The sequence below is a fragment of the Micromonospora antibiotica genome, assembly GCF_017599305.1.
Taxonomy (GTDB): domain Bacteria; phylum Actinomycetota; class Actinomycetes; order Mycobacteriales; family Micromonosporaceae; genus Micromonospora; species Micromonospora antibiotica.
Genome location: NZ_JAGFWR010000010.1, coordinates 83,304 through 97,694 on the forward strand (window position 1 = coordinate 83,304; position 14,391 = coordinate 97,694).

Genomic DNA, 14,391 nt, shown 5'->3' on the forward strand with positions numbered 1-14,391 from the left:
GTCACCTGTGCGCTTGGCCCTGCTCGGCTGCGGAACGGTCGGTAGCGAGGTGGTCCGCCTGTTGCACACGCAGGCCGCCGACCTGGCCGCCCGGATCGGTGCTCCGCTGGAGATCGCCGGCATCGCCGTGCGCCGGGTCGGTCGGGACCGGGGTGACCTCCCCGTCGACCCGGCGCTGTTCACCACCGACCCGCTCGGCCTGATCAAACGCGACGACGTGGACGTGGTCGTCGAGGTGGTCGGCGGCATCGAACCGGCGCGGAGCTGGCTGGTGGAGGCGCTGCGCGCCGGCAAGAGCGTGGTCACCGCCAACAAGGCGCTGCTCGCCGAGGACGGCGCGGCCCTGCACGACGCGGCGGCCGAGGGCGGGGCCGACCTCTACTACGAGGCGTCCGTCGCCGGGGCGATCCCGCTGCTGCGCCCGCTGCGCGAGTCGCTGCACGGCGACCGGATCAACCGGGTCACCGGCATCGTCAACGGCACCACCAACTTCATCCTCTCCGCGATGGACGCCACCGGAGCCGGCTTCGCCGAGGCACTGGACGAGGCGACCGAGCTGGGGTACGCCGAGGCCGACCCGACCGCCGACGTGGAGGGCTTCGACGCCGCCGCGAAGGCCGCCATCCTGGCCTCGCTCGCCTTCCACACCCGGGTCACCGCCGCCGACGTGCACCGCGAGGGCATCACCGAGGTGACCGTCGCCGACATGGCCAGCGCCAAGGCGATGGGCTGCACCATCAAACTGCTCTGCATCGCCGCCCGGGGCACCGACGCGGCCGGCCGGGAGACCGTCAGCGTCCGGGTGCACCCCGCGATGATCCCGCTGACCCACCCGCTGGCCAGCGTCGGCGACGCGTTCAACGCGGTCTTCGTCGAGGCCGAGGCGGCCGGGCAGCTGATGTTCTACGGCCGTGGGGCGGGCGGCGCACCGACCGCCAGCGCGGTCCTCGGCGACGTGGTCGCGGTGGCCCGCAACCGGCTCGCCGGGGCGTACGCGGCCAGCGAGTCCGCCTACGCCGACCTGGCGGTCCGGCCGATGGGCGAGGCGCTGACCCGCTACCACATCAGTCTCGACGTGGTCGACCGGCCGGGTGTGCTCCAGGCGGTGGCCGGGGTGTTCGCCCGGCACGACGTGTCCATCGCCACCGTCCGGCAGGGGCCGGCCGGGGGCGGTCCGGCGGGCCGTGGTGAGGACGCCGACCTGGTCATCGTCACCCACGTCGCCCCCGACGCCGCGCTCGCCGCGACGGTACGGGAGCTGCGCGGGCTGGACATCGTCCGCTCGGTGGCCAGCGTGCTGCGGGTCGAGGGCGGCGCGTGACCCGGCGTCTCGCCTGATGGTTATCGGTGGGTGTGCCGGGGACAGATCGACGAGGCTGGTCCAGGCTGGCAGGGGCCCCGGCACGACCGGGGCGGCAGAGGCGAGGAGAGCGACATGTGGCGGGGCCTGATCGAGACGTACCGGGACCGGCTGCCGGTCACCGACGCCACGCCCGTGGTCACCCTGCACGAGGGGAACACCCCGCTGCTGCCCGCGCCGGCCCTCTCCGCCCGGCTCGGCGCGGACGTCTACCTGAAGGTCGAGGGGGCCAACCCGACCGGCTCGTTCAAGGACCGGGGCATGACCGTCGCCGTCTCCAAGGCGGTCGAGGCCGGTGACAAGGCGATCATCTGCGCCTCGACCGGCAACACCAGCGCCTCCGCCGCCGCGTACGCGGCCCGGGCCGGGATCACCTGCGCGGTGCTGGTGCCGCAGGGCAAGATCGCGCTGGGCAAGCTGGCCCAGGCGCTGGTGCACGGGGCCAAGCTGCTCCAGGTACAGGGCAACTTCGACGACTGTCTCGCGCTGGCCTCGAAGCTCGCCCAGGACTTCCCGGTCGCCCTGGTCAACTCGGTGAACCCGGACCGGCTGCACGGCCAGAAGACGGCCGCCTTCGAGATCGTCGAGGCGCTCGGCGACGCCCCCGACATCCACTGCCTGCCGGTCGGCAACGCCGGCAACATCTCCGCGTACTGGATGGGCTACTCGGAGGACCTGCGGGCCGGCAACGCCACCCGCGCCCCCAGGATGTACGGCTTCCAGGCCGCCGGGGCGGCCCCGATCGTCAACGGTCAGGTGGTGCCGGAGCCGTCGACCATCGCCACCGCCATCCGGATCGGCAACCCGGCGAGCTGGACCAAGGCGCTCGACGCCCGGGACGCCTCGCAGGGGCTGATCGCCGCCGTGACCGACCGGGAGATCCTCGCCGCCTACCGGCTGCTGGCCCGGGAGGTGGGGGTCTTCGTCGAGCTGGGCAGCGCGGCCAGCGTGGCGGGCCTGCTCCAGCAGGGGGCCGAGGGCCGGGTGCCGGCCGGGGCGACGGTGGTCTGCACGGTCACCGGCCACGGCCTGAAGGACCCGGAGTGGGCGATCTCCACCGCACCCGCCCCGATCACCATCGCCAACGACGCCCTGACCGCCGCCCGCTCGCTCGACCTGGCCTGATCCGATCCCGCCGCGGGCGGCGGTGCCGGGCACCGTGCCGTCCCCCGTCGCCCCGGCCGGCGGTGACCACCCCGTTACGGGTAGGGAATACCGGGTCGGGCAGACTTTCCCCACGCCCATCCCCTCTCCCAGGAGTGAGCCACGCCGATGTCGCTGCTCGCCAGATCCAGCCTCGCCAACCGGGGGCTCGTCGCCCTGATCGCAGTGGTGACCGCGGCGTTCGGGGCGTTCACCGTCCCCTCGCTCAAGCAGCAGCTGCTGCCGTCGCTGGAGTTCCCCGGCGCCTTCGTCGTCGCGGTCTACCCGGGCGCCTCGCCGGAGATCGTCGAGGCGCAGGTGACCGAGCCGATCGAGAACAGCCTCCAGAGCATCCCGGGGCTGGAGAAGGTCACCTCCACCTCGCGGGAGGGGTCGGCGACGATCGCGGTGGAGTTCGTCTTCGGCACCGACATCGACGACGTGGCCAACAAGATGCAGACCGCGCTGAGCCGGGTCGACGCGCAACTGCCCGACGACGTGGACCCGCAGGTCATCACCGGCAGCACCGACGACCTGCCGGCCGTGGTGCTGGCCGCCACCGGCGGCGGCGACGAGCAGGCGCTCGCCGCCAAGCTGCGCGACACGGTGGTGCCCGAGCTGGAGGGCATCGACGGGGTCCGTACGGTCGCCGTCACCGGCACCCGCGACCAGGTCGTGACGATCGTCCCGGACCCGGCGAAGTTCGCCGCCGCGAAGCTGAGCCCGACCGCCATCGCCACCGCGCTCAAGACCAACGGCATCGCCGTCCCGGCCGGTGCGGTCGTCGACGGCACCACCGCGCTGCCGGTGCAGGTGGGGGCCCCGGTCACCACCCTCGACGAGTTGCGGGGCATCGCGCTCACCCCAACCGCGCCGAAGGCCGTCCCGGTCCGCCTCGGTGACGTGGCGACCGTCGAGCAGCAGCTCGCCCCGGCCACCGCGATCACCCGTACCAACGGCAAGGAGAGCATCGGCGTCCAGGTCACGGCCGCGCAGGACGGCAACGCCGTACGGATCTCGCACGACATCCGGGACCGGCTGGACGACCTGCGGTCCGCCTCCGGCGCCGAGTTGACCATCGTGTTCGACCAGGCCCCGTTCGTGGAGAAGTCGATCGAGAGCCTGACCACGGAGGGGCTGCTCGGCCTGCTGATGGCGGTCGTGGTGATCCTGGTCTTCCTGCTGTCGGTCCGGTCCACCCTGGTCACCGCGGTCTCCATCCCGCTGTCGGTGGTGGTGGCGCTGCTCGCCCTCTGGGTCGGTGACTACTCGCTCAACCTGCTCACCCTGGGCGCGCTGACGATCGCGGTCGGGCGGGTGGTCGACGACTCGATCGTGGTGTTGGAGAACATCAAACGCCATCTGGAGTACGGCGAACCGAAACGGGACGCGATCGTCGCCGCCGTCCGTGAGGTGGCCGGGGCGGTCACCGCGTCGACGCTCACCACGGTCGCGGTGTTCGCGCCGATCGCCCTGGTGGGTGGCTTCGTCGGGCAGCTCTTCGCGCCGTTCGCGATCACCGTGACGGTGGCCCTGCTCGCCTCGCTGCTGGTGTCGCTGACGGTGATCCCGGTGCTGGCGTACTGGTTCCTCAAGCCGCCGCGCGACGGTGCGGACGAGGCGGTACGCCGCGCCGCGGAGGCCAAGGAGCTGCGTAGCCCGTTGCAACGGGCGTACCTGCCGGTGATCGGGTTCGCCACCCGGTCCCGCGGGACCCGGTGGATCACCGTGGCGGTGGGCATCCTGCTGCTGTTCGGCACCTTCGGGCTGGCCCAGAAGTTGGAGACCAACTTCCTCGACGACTCCGGCCAGGACACCCTGAGCATCAGCCAGAAGCTGCCGGCCGGCTCGGGACTGGCCGCCACCGACCAGGCGGCCCGCCTGGTGGAGGGGGTGCTGGCGCGTACCGACGGGGTCGAGACCTACCAGGTGAGCGCGGGCGGCAACGACCAGCCGTGGCTGGCGGGCGGAGGCAACAACACCGCCCGCTGGTCGGTGGCGCTCGGTGGCGACACCGACGCCAAGGAGATGAAGCAGGTCCTGCGCCGGGAGTTCGACGGGCTCGGTGCCGCAGCCGGCGAGCTGAGCTTCGACAACGGGCAGGGGGGCACCTCGGGCAACCAGTTGGAGGTGGTCGTCCAGGCCGCCGACACCGACACCCTGAACCGGGCCGCCGACCAGGTCCGGGGCGCCATGGCGGGCATCTCGGGGGTCGAGGACGTCGCCACCAGCCTGGCCGACCGGGTGCCCCGGGTCGACGTCAGGGTCGACCGGTTGGCCGCGGCCCGGGTGGGGCTGAGTGAGGCGGCGGTCGGGCAGTTGGTGTCGCAGGCGTACCGGGGCAGTCCGCTGGGCCGGGTGACGCTCGACGGCGGCCAGCAGGACGTGGTGCTGCGGACCACGGCCACCCCGCCGTTGACCGAGGAGCAGTTGCGGGCGCTGCCGGTGGGCCCGGTGAAGTTGGACGACATCGCCGACGTCACCCGGGGCGAGGGGCCGCAGCAGGTCACCCGGATCGACGGTGAGCGCAGCGTGTCGGTGACCGGCACGGCCACCGGCTCCAACCTCGGTGCGACCACGACCGAGCTGAAGCAGCGGCTGGACGAGCTGGACGTGCCGGGGGCGACGATCACCGTGGGCGGGGCCAGCGCCCAGCAGGAGGACGCCTTCGGTGACCTGGGCCTGGCCGTGCTGGCGGCGATCGCGATCGTCTTCCTGATCATGGTGGCGACGTTCCGGAGCATCGTCCAGGCGCTGATCCTGCTGATCTCCATCCCGTTCGCGGCGACCGGTGCGATCGGCCTGCTGCTGGTCACCGGGACCCCGCTGGGCGTGCCGGCGCTGATCGGCGTGCTCATGCTGGTCGGCATCGTGGTGACCAACGCGATCGTGCTGCTGGACCTGGTCAACCAGTACCGGGGGCAGGGGATGAGCGTCAGCGAGGCGGTGGTCGAGGGCGGCCGACGCCGGTTGCGGCCGATCCTGATGACCGCGGTGGCCACCATCTTCGCGTTGCTGCCGATGGCGTTCGGGCTCACCGGGGAGGGCGGCTTCATCTCCCAGCCGCTCGCCGTGGTGGTGATCGGTGGCCTGCTCAGCTCCACCCTGCTCACCCTGGTCCTGGTGCCGACCTTCTACACGATGGTGGAGCGCACCAAGGAGTCGCTGCGGGAGCGGCGGGCCGGCCGGCGGGGGCGCACCTCCGACGAGGGTGGACCCGCCGGGACGCCCGCGGAGCCGGACGCCGAGGTGCCGGCGCCGGTGGGTGCCCCGGCCGCCGAGGCAGCCGCCGAAGCGCCGGCCCGGCCGGCCCCGTCGGCGGCCCTGGTGGACGGCACCGACCAGTTCGAGGTGCTGCGGCTGCCGAAGAGCCGCCGCTCGCCGCTGCCGCCGACCGAGTAGCCCCGTCCACCGCATCGCGGCCGTCAGCCGGGTCGTGGCGCGGTGGACACGCCACGACGCACCAGCGCGCCGGGTCAGGCCCGGCACGACCGTCGCCCCACCACGCGCCCCCGGCCCGGGACCACCGGCCGGGGGCGCGTCGTGTCGGGCCCGGGACAGCGCGCCGACCTGGGGGTACGGTCACCCTGTGGTCACCTACCTTCGGTCATCGTCTCTCCACCGTCGGTGATGGTGCGGGACGGGGGCGAGACGACCGGCCCGGGTGGCGGGCGGTGGGGCCGACGGCGGGTGCTGGGCGGCGGGGCGCTGCTGGCCGGGGGGATCACGCTGGGCGCCGTCGGCATGTCACAGGGGGCGTCGCTCGCCGACCGGCACCTGCCGCTGTCCGGCGGTCCGGCCAGCGCCACCGTCGGCAACCGACGCCAGGACGTCGGTGCGGGGGGGCTCCAGGTGGTGTGGCACGCCCCCACCACCGAACGGCTGGTGGCCCTCACCTTCGACGACGGACCCCTGCCGCGGTGGACGCCGACCGTGCTGGACACCCTGGAGCGGCACGCGGTGCCGGCGACCTTCTTCCTGGTCGGCGCGCGGGTCCGCCGGCACGCCGACCTGATCCGGGGGCGGCTGGCCCGGCACGAGGTGGGCAACCACAGCTGGCGGCACCGGGACCTGGCGCGGCTGGCCGCCGCCGAGGTGCACGACGACCTGCGCCGGTCGCACGACGCCATCGCCGAGGCCGCCGGGGTGGCACCCCGGTTGACCCGCCCGCCGTACGGGCACCTGGGCGGCGGGGTGCTGCACGCCGCCGTACGCCTGGACTACCGGGTCGTGCTCTGGTCGTTGCAGATGGTGGAGGGTGAGTTCCCGGACGACCCGGCCGGACACGCCCGGCGGATCGTGGCGGACGTCGTGCCGGGCACGATCCTGCTGGCCCACGACGCGGGTCCGGAGAACCGGCAGGTGGCGGTGCGGGGCCTGGACGCGATGATCACCGGTCTGCGGGCCCGGGGCTACACCTTCGTCACGGTCTCCCAGTTGCTGAGCCGAACGAGCGGGCCGCGAGCCGGCGGGTAGGGTGCGGGCACGTGTCCTCTCCGCTCTCCGTACTCGTCCGCAACCGGGACTTCCGCAACCTCTTCCTGGCCGAGCTGGTGGTCTTCGGCGCCGACTGGTTCGTCATGGTGCCGCTGCTGGTGCTGCTGCCGCAGTTGACCGGCAGCGGCGTGTGGGGCGCCCTGGTGCTGGCCCTGGACACCGGCGTGCTGGCGCTGCTGCTGCCGTACACCGGGACCATCGCCGACCGGTTCGACCGCCGCAAGGTCATGATGGCCGCGAACGGCGTGACCCTGCTCGGCGTGCTGCTGCTGCTCGGGGTGCGTGACGCCGGCACGGCCTGGTTGGCCATGGTGGCGATCGCGGCGGTGGCGGTCGGCAAGGCGTTCTACTCGCCCGCCGCGCAGGCCGCCCTGCCCAACGTCGTCGACCCGGCCGACCTGGCGGCCGGCAACGCCATCGCCGGGTCCGCCTGGGGGACGATGACGGTGGTCGGCGCGTCCCTCGGTGGCGTGTTGAGCGCGGTGGTCGGGCCGTACGCCTGCTTCTGGGTGGGTGCGGTCGGCCTGGTGCTGGCGGCGGGCCTGGCGGCGCTGATCCGCCGGCCGTTGCAGGCGCCCCGGGAGGCCGACCGGTCGACGCCGCGCACCTGGGTGGCGATCCGCGAGGCGCTGGGTCACATCCGGCACCGGCCCCGGGTGCTGGCGCTGGTCACGGTGAAGTCGGCGGTGGGCCTGGGCAACGGTGTGCTGACGGTCTTTCCGCTGCTGGCCGCCGTCTACGGGGTGGGGCCGGTCGGCACCGGGCTGCTCTTCGCCGCGCGCGGGGCGGGGGCGCTGGTCGGGCCGATCCTGATGAGCCGGGTGCTGACCAACCGGGCCTGGCTGTTGCCCGGCCTGGCCCTGTCGATGTCGCTGTACGGGTTGGCCTACCTGGGCGCGGCGGTGGCGAGCTGGTTCCCGTTGGTGCTGCTGCTGGTCTTCGTGGCCCACTTCGGTGGCGGCAGCAACTGGGTGCTGTCGAACTTCGCCCTCCAGGGCGAGGTGCCCGACCGGCTGCGCGGCCGGGTGTTCGCCACCGACATGATGCTCGCGACCCTGGCGATCTCGGTCAGTCAGCTGGTGGTGGCCGGCGTGGTCGACCTGGTGGACGAGCGGGTGGTGCTGGCCGGCTGCGGCCTGGTCACCGTCGTGTACGCGGTGGGCTGGCGGATCGCCACCCGCCGGCTCTCGCTCACCGACCCGGCCGCCGGCCCGGACCCGCTGGCCGCCCGCTGACCCTCGGGCGGCTCAGTCGACCCGGTCGCCCTGTGGCGGTGCGGCCGGCGGCCGGTCGCTCCCGCCCCAGGGGGCGGCCTGGCCCGGCACCACGGGGCCGGGGCCCGGTTGGCCGGTGGCTGGGTGTCCGGAGGCCGGGTGGCCGTGGCCTGGGTGGCCGGTGCCCGGGTGGCCGGCGGCGAAGCCGGACGGCTGGCCGGCGGCGGATCCGGCCGGGGGCGTCCAGGCGCCCCACGGTTGGCCGGGGGCGTGGCTCGCGGCGCGGCCGGCGAACACGGCGGCGACGACGAGGCCCAGGCCGATCGGGTAGCCGATCCAGCTGACCGTGCTGGCGGCGAGGTTCATCAGCTCGAACTGCCGCATCCCGCCGGAGCGGACCCGGGCCCGGATCAGCTCGGGCAGGGCCACCACCCAGGCGGTGTTGAACAGCTCCACCAGCAGCAGGACAGCGGCCCCGGCGATCAGCAACGACCGGGCCCGGCCGGGCAGCCGGCGGCGGGCGGTGGCGGCGAGCACCAGGACGACGAGCAGCGTGACCAGCACGGGAAGGTGCCCCACCAACTGCGTGATCCGGTAACCGAACATTCCCACGTCGCCTCCTGAGCGGCTGATAGATCGGCGTCAGGCTAACCGAGCCGATCCAGTCCCACCGGCCGGGCGAGCGGGTGCGTCGTCGGCCCCGGGCCCTAGCATGAGCCGGTGCCGACGACTTTCGCCTCCGGGCCGGTGCGGGTGCGGGTGCCCGCGACCAGCGCCAACCTGGGCCCCGGGTTCGACGCCCTCGGGCTCGCCCTCGCCCTGTACGACGACGTGTCCGCCGAGGTGACCTCGACCGACGTCCGGGTGGCGGTGACCGGTGAGGGGGCCGGTGAGCTGCCGCAGGACGACCGGCACCTGGTGGTGGTCGCCATGCGGGCCGCCTTCGACCTGCTCGGTGGGCAGCCGCCCGGGCTGGCGCTGGAGTGCGTCAACCGGATCCCGCAGGCACGGGGCCTGGGGTCTTCCTCGGCGGCGATCGTGGCCGGGGTGCTGCTGGCCCGGGCGCTGGTCACCGACGGCGCGCAGCGGCTCGACGACGACGCCGTGCTGCGGCTGGCCGCCGAGATCGAGGGCCATCCGGACAATGTCGCGCCCTGCCTGCTCGGCGGGTTCACCATCGCCTGGACCGAGCCGGGTGGCGGCCGGGCGGTCTCGCTGCCGGTGGCGGCCGGGGTCCGCCCCACGGTCTTCGTACCGGCGCAGCGGGGTCTGACGGCCACCGCACGGGCGGCCCTCCCGTCGACCGTCCCGCACGGGGACGCGGCGCTGAACGCGGGCCGGTCGGCGTTGCTGGTGCACGCGGTGACCGCCGAGCCGACGTTGCTGCTGCCGGCCACCGTCGACCGGCTGCACCAGGATTACCGCGCGCCGGGAATGCCGCAGACGGCTGCCCTGGTCAGTGCGTTGCGAGCGGCTGGTGTGGCGGCTGTGGTCAGTGGGGCGGGCCCCACCGTGCTGGCGTTCACCGAGCCGCCCGCGGGGTTCACCGAGGGAACAGAATGGGAAGTCTGGCGGTTGCCGGTAGAGGCGCGCGGAGCGACGGTCGTACGGGGTAGACTGGGACACGCCGAGCGGGGCCCTGTTGCCGCAGGTCGGAAGAGTTGATTACGCTCTAGACTCAGCACAGCCGCGAAGCACGCGATCTCTCTGCGGGTCGGCGCACCCCGAAGCTCTCGGCGGTCAGCCCGCCACCCCTGCCAAAGGCCCACGCCGCACCGCAGTTTCCGCAGGTCGCCGCAGACGGCGAGACCTGCTCACCGACGTTGGTGAGTTGGGAAACCGCCCGGCTGCTGTGCCACAGACTCCCGCGACGCGTCATGCGAGGCGGGTGCACCGAGGCCGCCCGGCCACCTTGCTTGTCGATCCCGGGCAGTCCCGGCCTATCGAGGGAAGGATTCCATTGAGCGACACCACCGACGTGACGTCGGATGTTTCCAACGTCGCTGGCGATGCCACCACCGCCGCCCCCGCCCGCCGTCGGCGCAGCGGCACCGGCCTGTCGGCGATGCTGCTGCCGGAGCTGCAGAGCCTGGCCGCGTCGCTCGGCATCTCCGGGACCGCCCGCATGCGCAAGGGCGAGCTGATCAGCGCGATCTCCGAGCGGCAGCAGGGCGGCGCCGCGACCGGCACCCCTCGACCGCGGGCCGAGGTTGCTGCTGCGGCTGCCCCCGTCCGGGAGGAGGTGCGCGCCGAGGTGACCACCCCGGAGCGGGCCACCGAGCCGGCGTCGGCGACCCCTGCCGCCACCGGTGAGACCGAGGGTCGGACCCGGACCCGGCGCAGCCGGGCCAGCACCGCGGAGGCCCGGCCGGCCGCCGAGCCACGGGCCGCCGAGGCCCGACCCGTCGAGACCCGTACCGAGGAGGCACCGGTCGAGGCCGGCGAGCGTCCCGAGCGGGCCGAGGGACGCAGCGGTCGGGACCGTGGCGAGCGGACCGGCGTGGACCGGGCCGAGCGGACCGGTAACGACCGTGGCGAGCGGGCCGGCAGCGACCGTGGTGAGCGGGCCGGCAGCGACCGGGTCGAGCGGACGGACAACGACCGCGCCGGCCGTACCGGTAACGACCGTGGCGAGCGGGCCGGTAACGACCGGGTCGAGCGGACCGGCAACGACCGGGCCGAGCGGACCGGCAACGACCGGGCCGAGCGGACCGGCAACGACCGGGCCGAGCGGACGGGCGGCGACCGTGGCGAGCGGGCCGAGCGCGGCGGCAACGAGCGGTCCGACCGGGGTGACCGCAACGACCGGGGCGACCGGGGCGAGCGGTCCGACCGCAACGACCGGGGCGACCGCTCGGGCGAGCGTGGTCAGCGCGACAACCGCGACGACTCGGATGACGACGAGGGCGGTGGCCGGCGGGGTCGGCGCAGCCGGTTCCGGGACCGCCGGCGTGGCCGGGGCGACCGGGTCGAGGGCGGCAATGACAACGGCGGCGGCAGCCGTGAGCCGCAGGTCGGTGAGGACGAGGTGCTGGTCCCGGTGGCCGGGATCATCGACGTGCTCGACAACTACGCCTTCGTCCGGACCACCGGCTACCTGGCCGGCCCGAACGACGTGTACGTCTCCATGTCGCAGATCAAGAAGTACGGTCTGCGCCGGGGTGACGCGATCACGGGAGCCGTCCGGGCCACCCGGGACAGCAGCGCCAGCGGTGACCAGCGGCGGGACAAGTACAACCCGCTGGTCCGGTTGGACACCATCAACGGCATGGAGCCGGACGAGGCGAGGCGTCGTCCCGAGTTCTACAAGCTGACCCCGCTCTACCCGCAGGAGCGGTTGCGGCTGGAGACCGAGCCGCACATCCTGACCACCCGGGTGATCGACCTGGTCATGCCGTTGGGCAAGGGGCAGCGGGCGCTGATCGTGTCGCCGCCCAAGGCCGGTAAGACGATGGTGCTCCAGGCGATCGCGAACGCGATCACCCACAACAACCCGGAGTGCCACCTGATGGTGGTGCTGGTCGACGAGCGGCCCGAAGAGGTCACCGACATGCAGCGTTCGGTGAAGGGCGAGGTCATCGCGGCCACGTTCGACCGTCCGCCGCAGGACCACACCACGGTGGCGGAGTTGGCGATCGAGCGGGCCAAGCGCCTGGTCGAGCTGGGGCACGACGTGGTCGTGCTGCTCGACTCGGTGACCCGGCTCGGCCGGTCGTACAACCTGGCGGCGCCGGCCTCCGGGCGGATCATGTCCGGTGGTATCGACTCCACCGCGCTCTACCCGCCGAAGCGCTTCCTGGGTGCGGCCCGCAACATCGAGAACGGCGGATCGCTGACCATTCTCGCCACCGCGCTGGTGGAGACCGGATCGATGGCGGACACGGTCATCTTCGAGGAGTTCAAGGGCACCGGCAACGCGGAGCTGAAGCTGGACCGGAAGATCGCCGACAAGCGGACCTTCCCGGCGGTGGACGTCAGTTCCTCGGGTACCCGCAAGGAGGAGATCCTGCTCGCGCCGGAGGAGCTGGCCATCATCCACAAGCTCCGCAAGGTCCTGCACTCGCTGGACTCGCAGGCGGCGCTGGACCTGCTGCTCGACCGGCTCAAGCAGTCCCGCACCAACATCGAGTTCCTGATGCAGATCGCCAAGTCGACGCCGGGGGAGTGACCCCTCCCGGGTGAGACCACGACGAAGGGCACGGCCGCTCCGGTCGTGCCCTTCGTCGTACCCCCGGAGTCCTGTAGGTGGGAATCCCCGTCGGTGGACTTTTCTTTCGGCAGACCTGGCAGCTCTTGAAAGTTGTGTGCGCCGCCGGGTTGACTGGAGGTGCGGTTCCCGGCCGATCCGGCCGGGCCGGCCACCGGAGGGCGGCGCAGACCTGGGGAGGCGTACGCCGCCCGGCGTCCGGCCGGGCGGGCTCCTGAACCTGGGGGAGGAGCCCGCCCGGCCGGTCGGTGCGCCGGGGCAGGAATGGTGGGCGCGAGCAGCGGGAATGCCGGGTGGTGGGCCGGCGTTACGACTGCCGGACCGATCGTGTGGCCCGCCCGTCGGGTCGGCTCACGCCCATGGCACACTGGTCAATCGGCCACCGGTTCCGGTTCACGCCCGAGTCCGTCGCGCACCAGGCGACGGGGGATCAGCGGCGACCCGGCGACCACCTGACGAAAGGACCGAGGCGACATGAAGCCCAACATCCACCCGGAGTACACGACGACCGAGGTCAAGTGCTCCTGCGGCAACTCCTTCACGACCCGCAGCACCGCCAAGGGCGGTTCGATCTCGGTCGAGACCTGCAGCGCCTGCCACCCGTTCTACACCGGCAAGCAGCGCGTCCTCGACACCGCCGGCCGGGTCGCCAAGTTCCAGCAGAAGTACGCCAAGATTCAGGCGAAGAAGGCCAAGTAGCTCCACCGACGACGCCCGTGTCCGGCCCCGTGCCGGACGCGGGCGTCGTCCGTTACGTCCTACTTTTCGCCTCAGCCTTCCCTCTGCACCGGATCCGTCGAAGGAGCCCCCCACATGAGCAGCGAGCGCCTGGCCGCCCTCCTCGACGAGTACGCCGAGCTGGAGAAGCGGCTGGCCGACCCGGCCATCCACGCCGACCAGAACACCGCCCGTCGGGTCGGTCGTCGTTACGCCGCGCTGGTGCCGCTGCACAAGGCCGCCGACGAGCTGGCGCAGACCCGCGCCGACCTGGTCGCGGCCCGGGAGCTGGCAGCCGAGGACCCGGCGTTCGCCGATGAGGCGGACTCCATCGCGGCGACCCTGCCGGCACTGGAGGAGCGGCTGGCCGAGCTGCTGATCCCCCGGGACCCGCACGACGCCAAGGACGTGATCATCGAGATCAAGGCCGGCGAGGGCGGCGAGGAGTCCGCGCTGTTCGCCGGGGACCTGCTGCGGATGTACACCCGCTACGCCGAGCGGCACGGGTGGCTGACCGAGGTGATCGACGCGCAGGACTCCGACCTCGGCGGGGTCAAGGACGTCTCGTTGGCGATCAAGACCAAGGGGGTCCCGGACGGCGGCAACGGCGTCTGGTCCCGGCTGAAGTGGGAGGGTGGCGTGCACCGGGTCCAGCGGGTCCCGGTCACCGAGTCGCAGGGCCGCATCCACACCAGCGCGGCCGGCGTCCTGGTGCTGCCCGAGGCCGAGGACGTCGACGTCACCATCGACCCCAACGAGCTGCGCATCGACGTGTTCCGCTCGTCCGGGCCGGGCGGCCAGTCGGTGAACACCACCGACTCGGCGGTACGGATCACCCACCTGCCGACCGGGGTGGTGGTCTCCTGCCAGAACGAGAAGTCCCAACTGCAGAACCGGGAGCAGGCGATGCGCATCCTGCGGGCCCGGTTGCTGGCGGTGGCCCAGGAACAGGCCGACGCCGCCGCCTCGGACGCCCGCCGGGCGCAGGTGCGCACCGTGGACCGTTCGGAGCGGATCCGCACCTACAACTTCCCGCAGAACCGGATCACCGACCACCGGATCGGCTACACGGCGTACAACCTCGACCTGGCGCTCGCCGGGGAACTGGACGGGGTCCTCGACGCCCTCACCGAGGCCGACCGGGCCGCCCGGCTGGCCGGCGACACCGAGCTGACCCGCCGCTGACCGCGCCCCGCCACCGGCGGGCCCGGCACCGGGCCCGCCGTTACCGGGCCGGGTCACCCGGGCCGTCC

10 protein-coding genes are annotated in these 14,391 nt (G+C 73.4%); 9 read left to right on the forward strand and 1 reads right to left on the reverse strand.

What is annotated here, in order from left to right:
- Positions 1-7 precede the first annotated feature (7 nt).
- The 5 genes from JQN83_RS18575 (at position 8) to JQN83_RS18595 (ending at position 8,235) form a co-directional block, all read left to right on the forward strand.
- Positions 8-1,321: a homoserine dehydrogenase gene (locus tag JQN83_RS18575; RefSeq protein WP_208568500.1), complete on the forward strand. Its 1,314-nt coding sequence runs from the start codon at positions 8-10 to the stop codon at positions 1,319-1,321.
- A 114-nt stretch (positions 1,322-1,435) separates the two neighbouring features.
- Complete coding sequence (gene thrC / locus JQN83_RS18580; protein ID WP_208568389.1) at positions 1,436-2,485, forward strand: threonine synthase; 1,050 nt, start codon at positions 1,436-1,438, stop codon at positions 2,483-2,485.
- 147 nt (positions 2,486-2,632) lie between these two features.
- The gene (locus JQN83_RS18585) at positions 2,633-5,905 is read left to right on the forward strand and encodes an efflux RND transporter permease subunit (protein WP_208568390.1); all 3,273 of its coding nucleotides are present in this window, start codon (positions 2,633-2,635) and stop codon (positions 5,903-5,905) included.
- A 231-nt stretch (positions 5,906-6,136) separates the two neighbouring features.
- Positions 6,137-6,979, forward strand: a complete 843-nt coding sequence (locus JQN83_RS18590; protein WP_307799424.1) for a polysaccharide deacetylase family protein — start codon at positions 6,137-6,139, stop codon at positions 6,977-6,979.
- Positions 6,980-6,990: 11 nt separating this feature from the next.
- Positions 6,991-8,235: an MFS transporter gene (locus tag JQN83_RS18595; RefSeq protein ID WP_208568392.1), complete on the forward strand. Its 1,245-nt coding sequence runs from the start codon at positions 6,991-6,993 to the stop codon at positions 8,233-8,235.
- Positions 8,236-8,247: 12 nt separating this feature from the next.
- Here JQN83_RS18595 and JQN83_RS18600 read toward each other — a convergent pair whose 3' ends face one another.
- Positions 8,248-8,826: a hypothetical protein gene (locus tag JQN83_RS18600; RefSeq protein ID WP_208568393.1), complete on the reverse strand. Its 579-nt coding sequence runs from the start codon at positions 8,824-8,826 to the stop codon at positions 8,248-8,250.
- Between the two features lie 108 nt (positions 8,827-8,934).
- Here JQN83_RS18600 and thrB point away from each other — a divergent pair, with 108 nt between their 5' ends.
- From thrB to prfA, 4 genes are all read left to right on the forward strand, one after another.
- Positions 8,935-9,879, forward strand: a complete 945-nt coding sequence (thrB, locus tag JQN83_RS18605; RefSeq protein WP_208568394.1) for a homoserine kinase — start codon at positions 8,935-8,937, stop codon at positions 9,877-9,879.
- A 295-nt stretch (positions 9,880-10,174) separates the two neighbouring features.
- Complete coding sequence (gene rho / locus JQN83_RS18610) at positions 10,175-12,382, forward strand: transcription termination factor Rho (RefSeq protein WP_208568395.1); 2,208 nt, start codon at positions 10,175-10,177, stop codon at positions 12,380-12,382.
- Positions 12,383-12,895: 513 nt separating this feature from the next.
- A complete protein-coding gene (gene rpmE / locus JQN83_RS18615) occupies positions 12,896-13,120 on the forward strand; it encodes a 50S ribosomal protein L31 (protein WP_208568396.1) in 225 nt (74 codons plus the stop codon).
- A 114-nt stretch (positions 13,121-13,234) separates the two neighbouring features.
- Complete coding sequence (gene prfA / locus JQN83_RS18620; protein ID WP_208568397.1) at positions 13,235-14,323, forward strand: peptide chain release factor 1; 1,089 nt, start codon at positions 13,235-13,237, stop codon at positions 14,321-14,323.
- The last annotated feature ends 68 nt before the right edge of the window (positions 14,324-14,391 follow it).

Coding starts and splice junctions, on each gene's coding strand:
- JQN83_RS18585 (WP_208568390.1), top strand. CDS start 2,633: ATGTCGCTGCTCGCCAGATCCAGCCTCGCCAACCGGGGGCTCGTCGCC.
- thrC (WP_208568389.1), top strand. CDS start 1,436: ATGTGGCGGGGCCTGATCGAGACGTACCGGGACCGGCTGCCGGTCACC.
- prfA (WP_208568397.1), top strand. CDS start 13,235: ATGAGCAGCGAGCGCCTGGCCGCCCTCCTCGACGAGTACGCCGAGCTG.
- rpmE (WP_208568396.1), top strand. CDS start 12,896: ATGAAGCCCAACATCCACCCGGAGTACACGACGACCGAGGTCAAGTGC.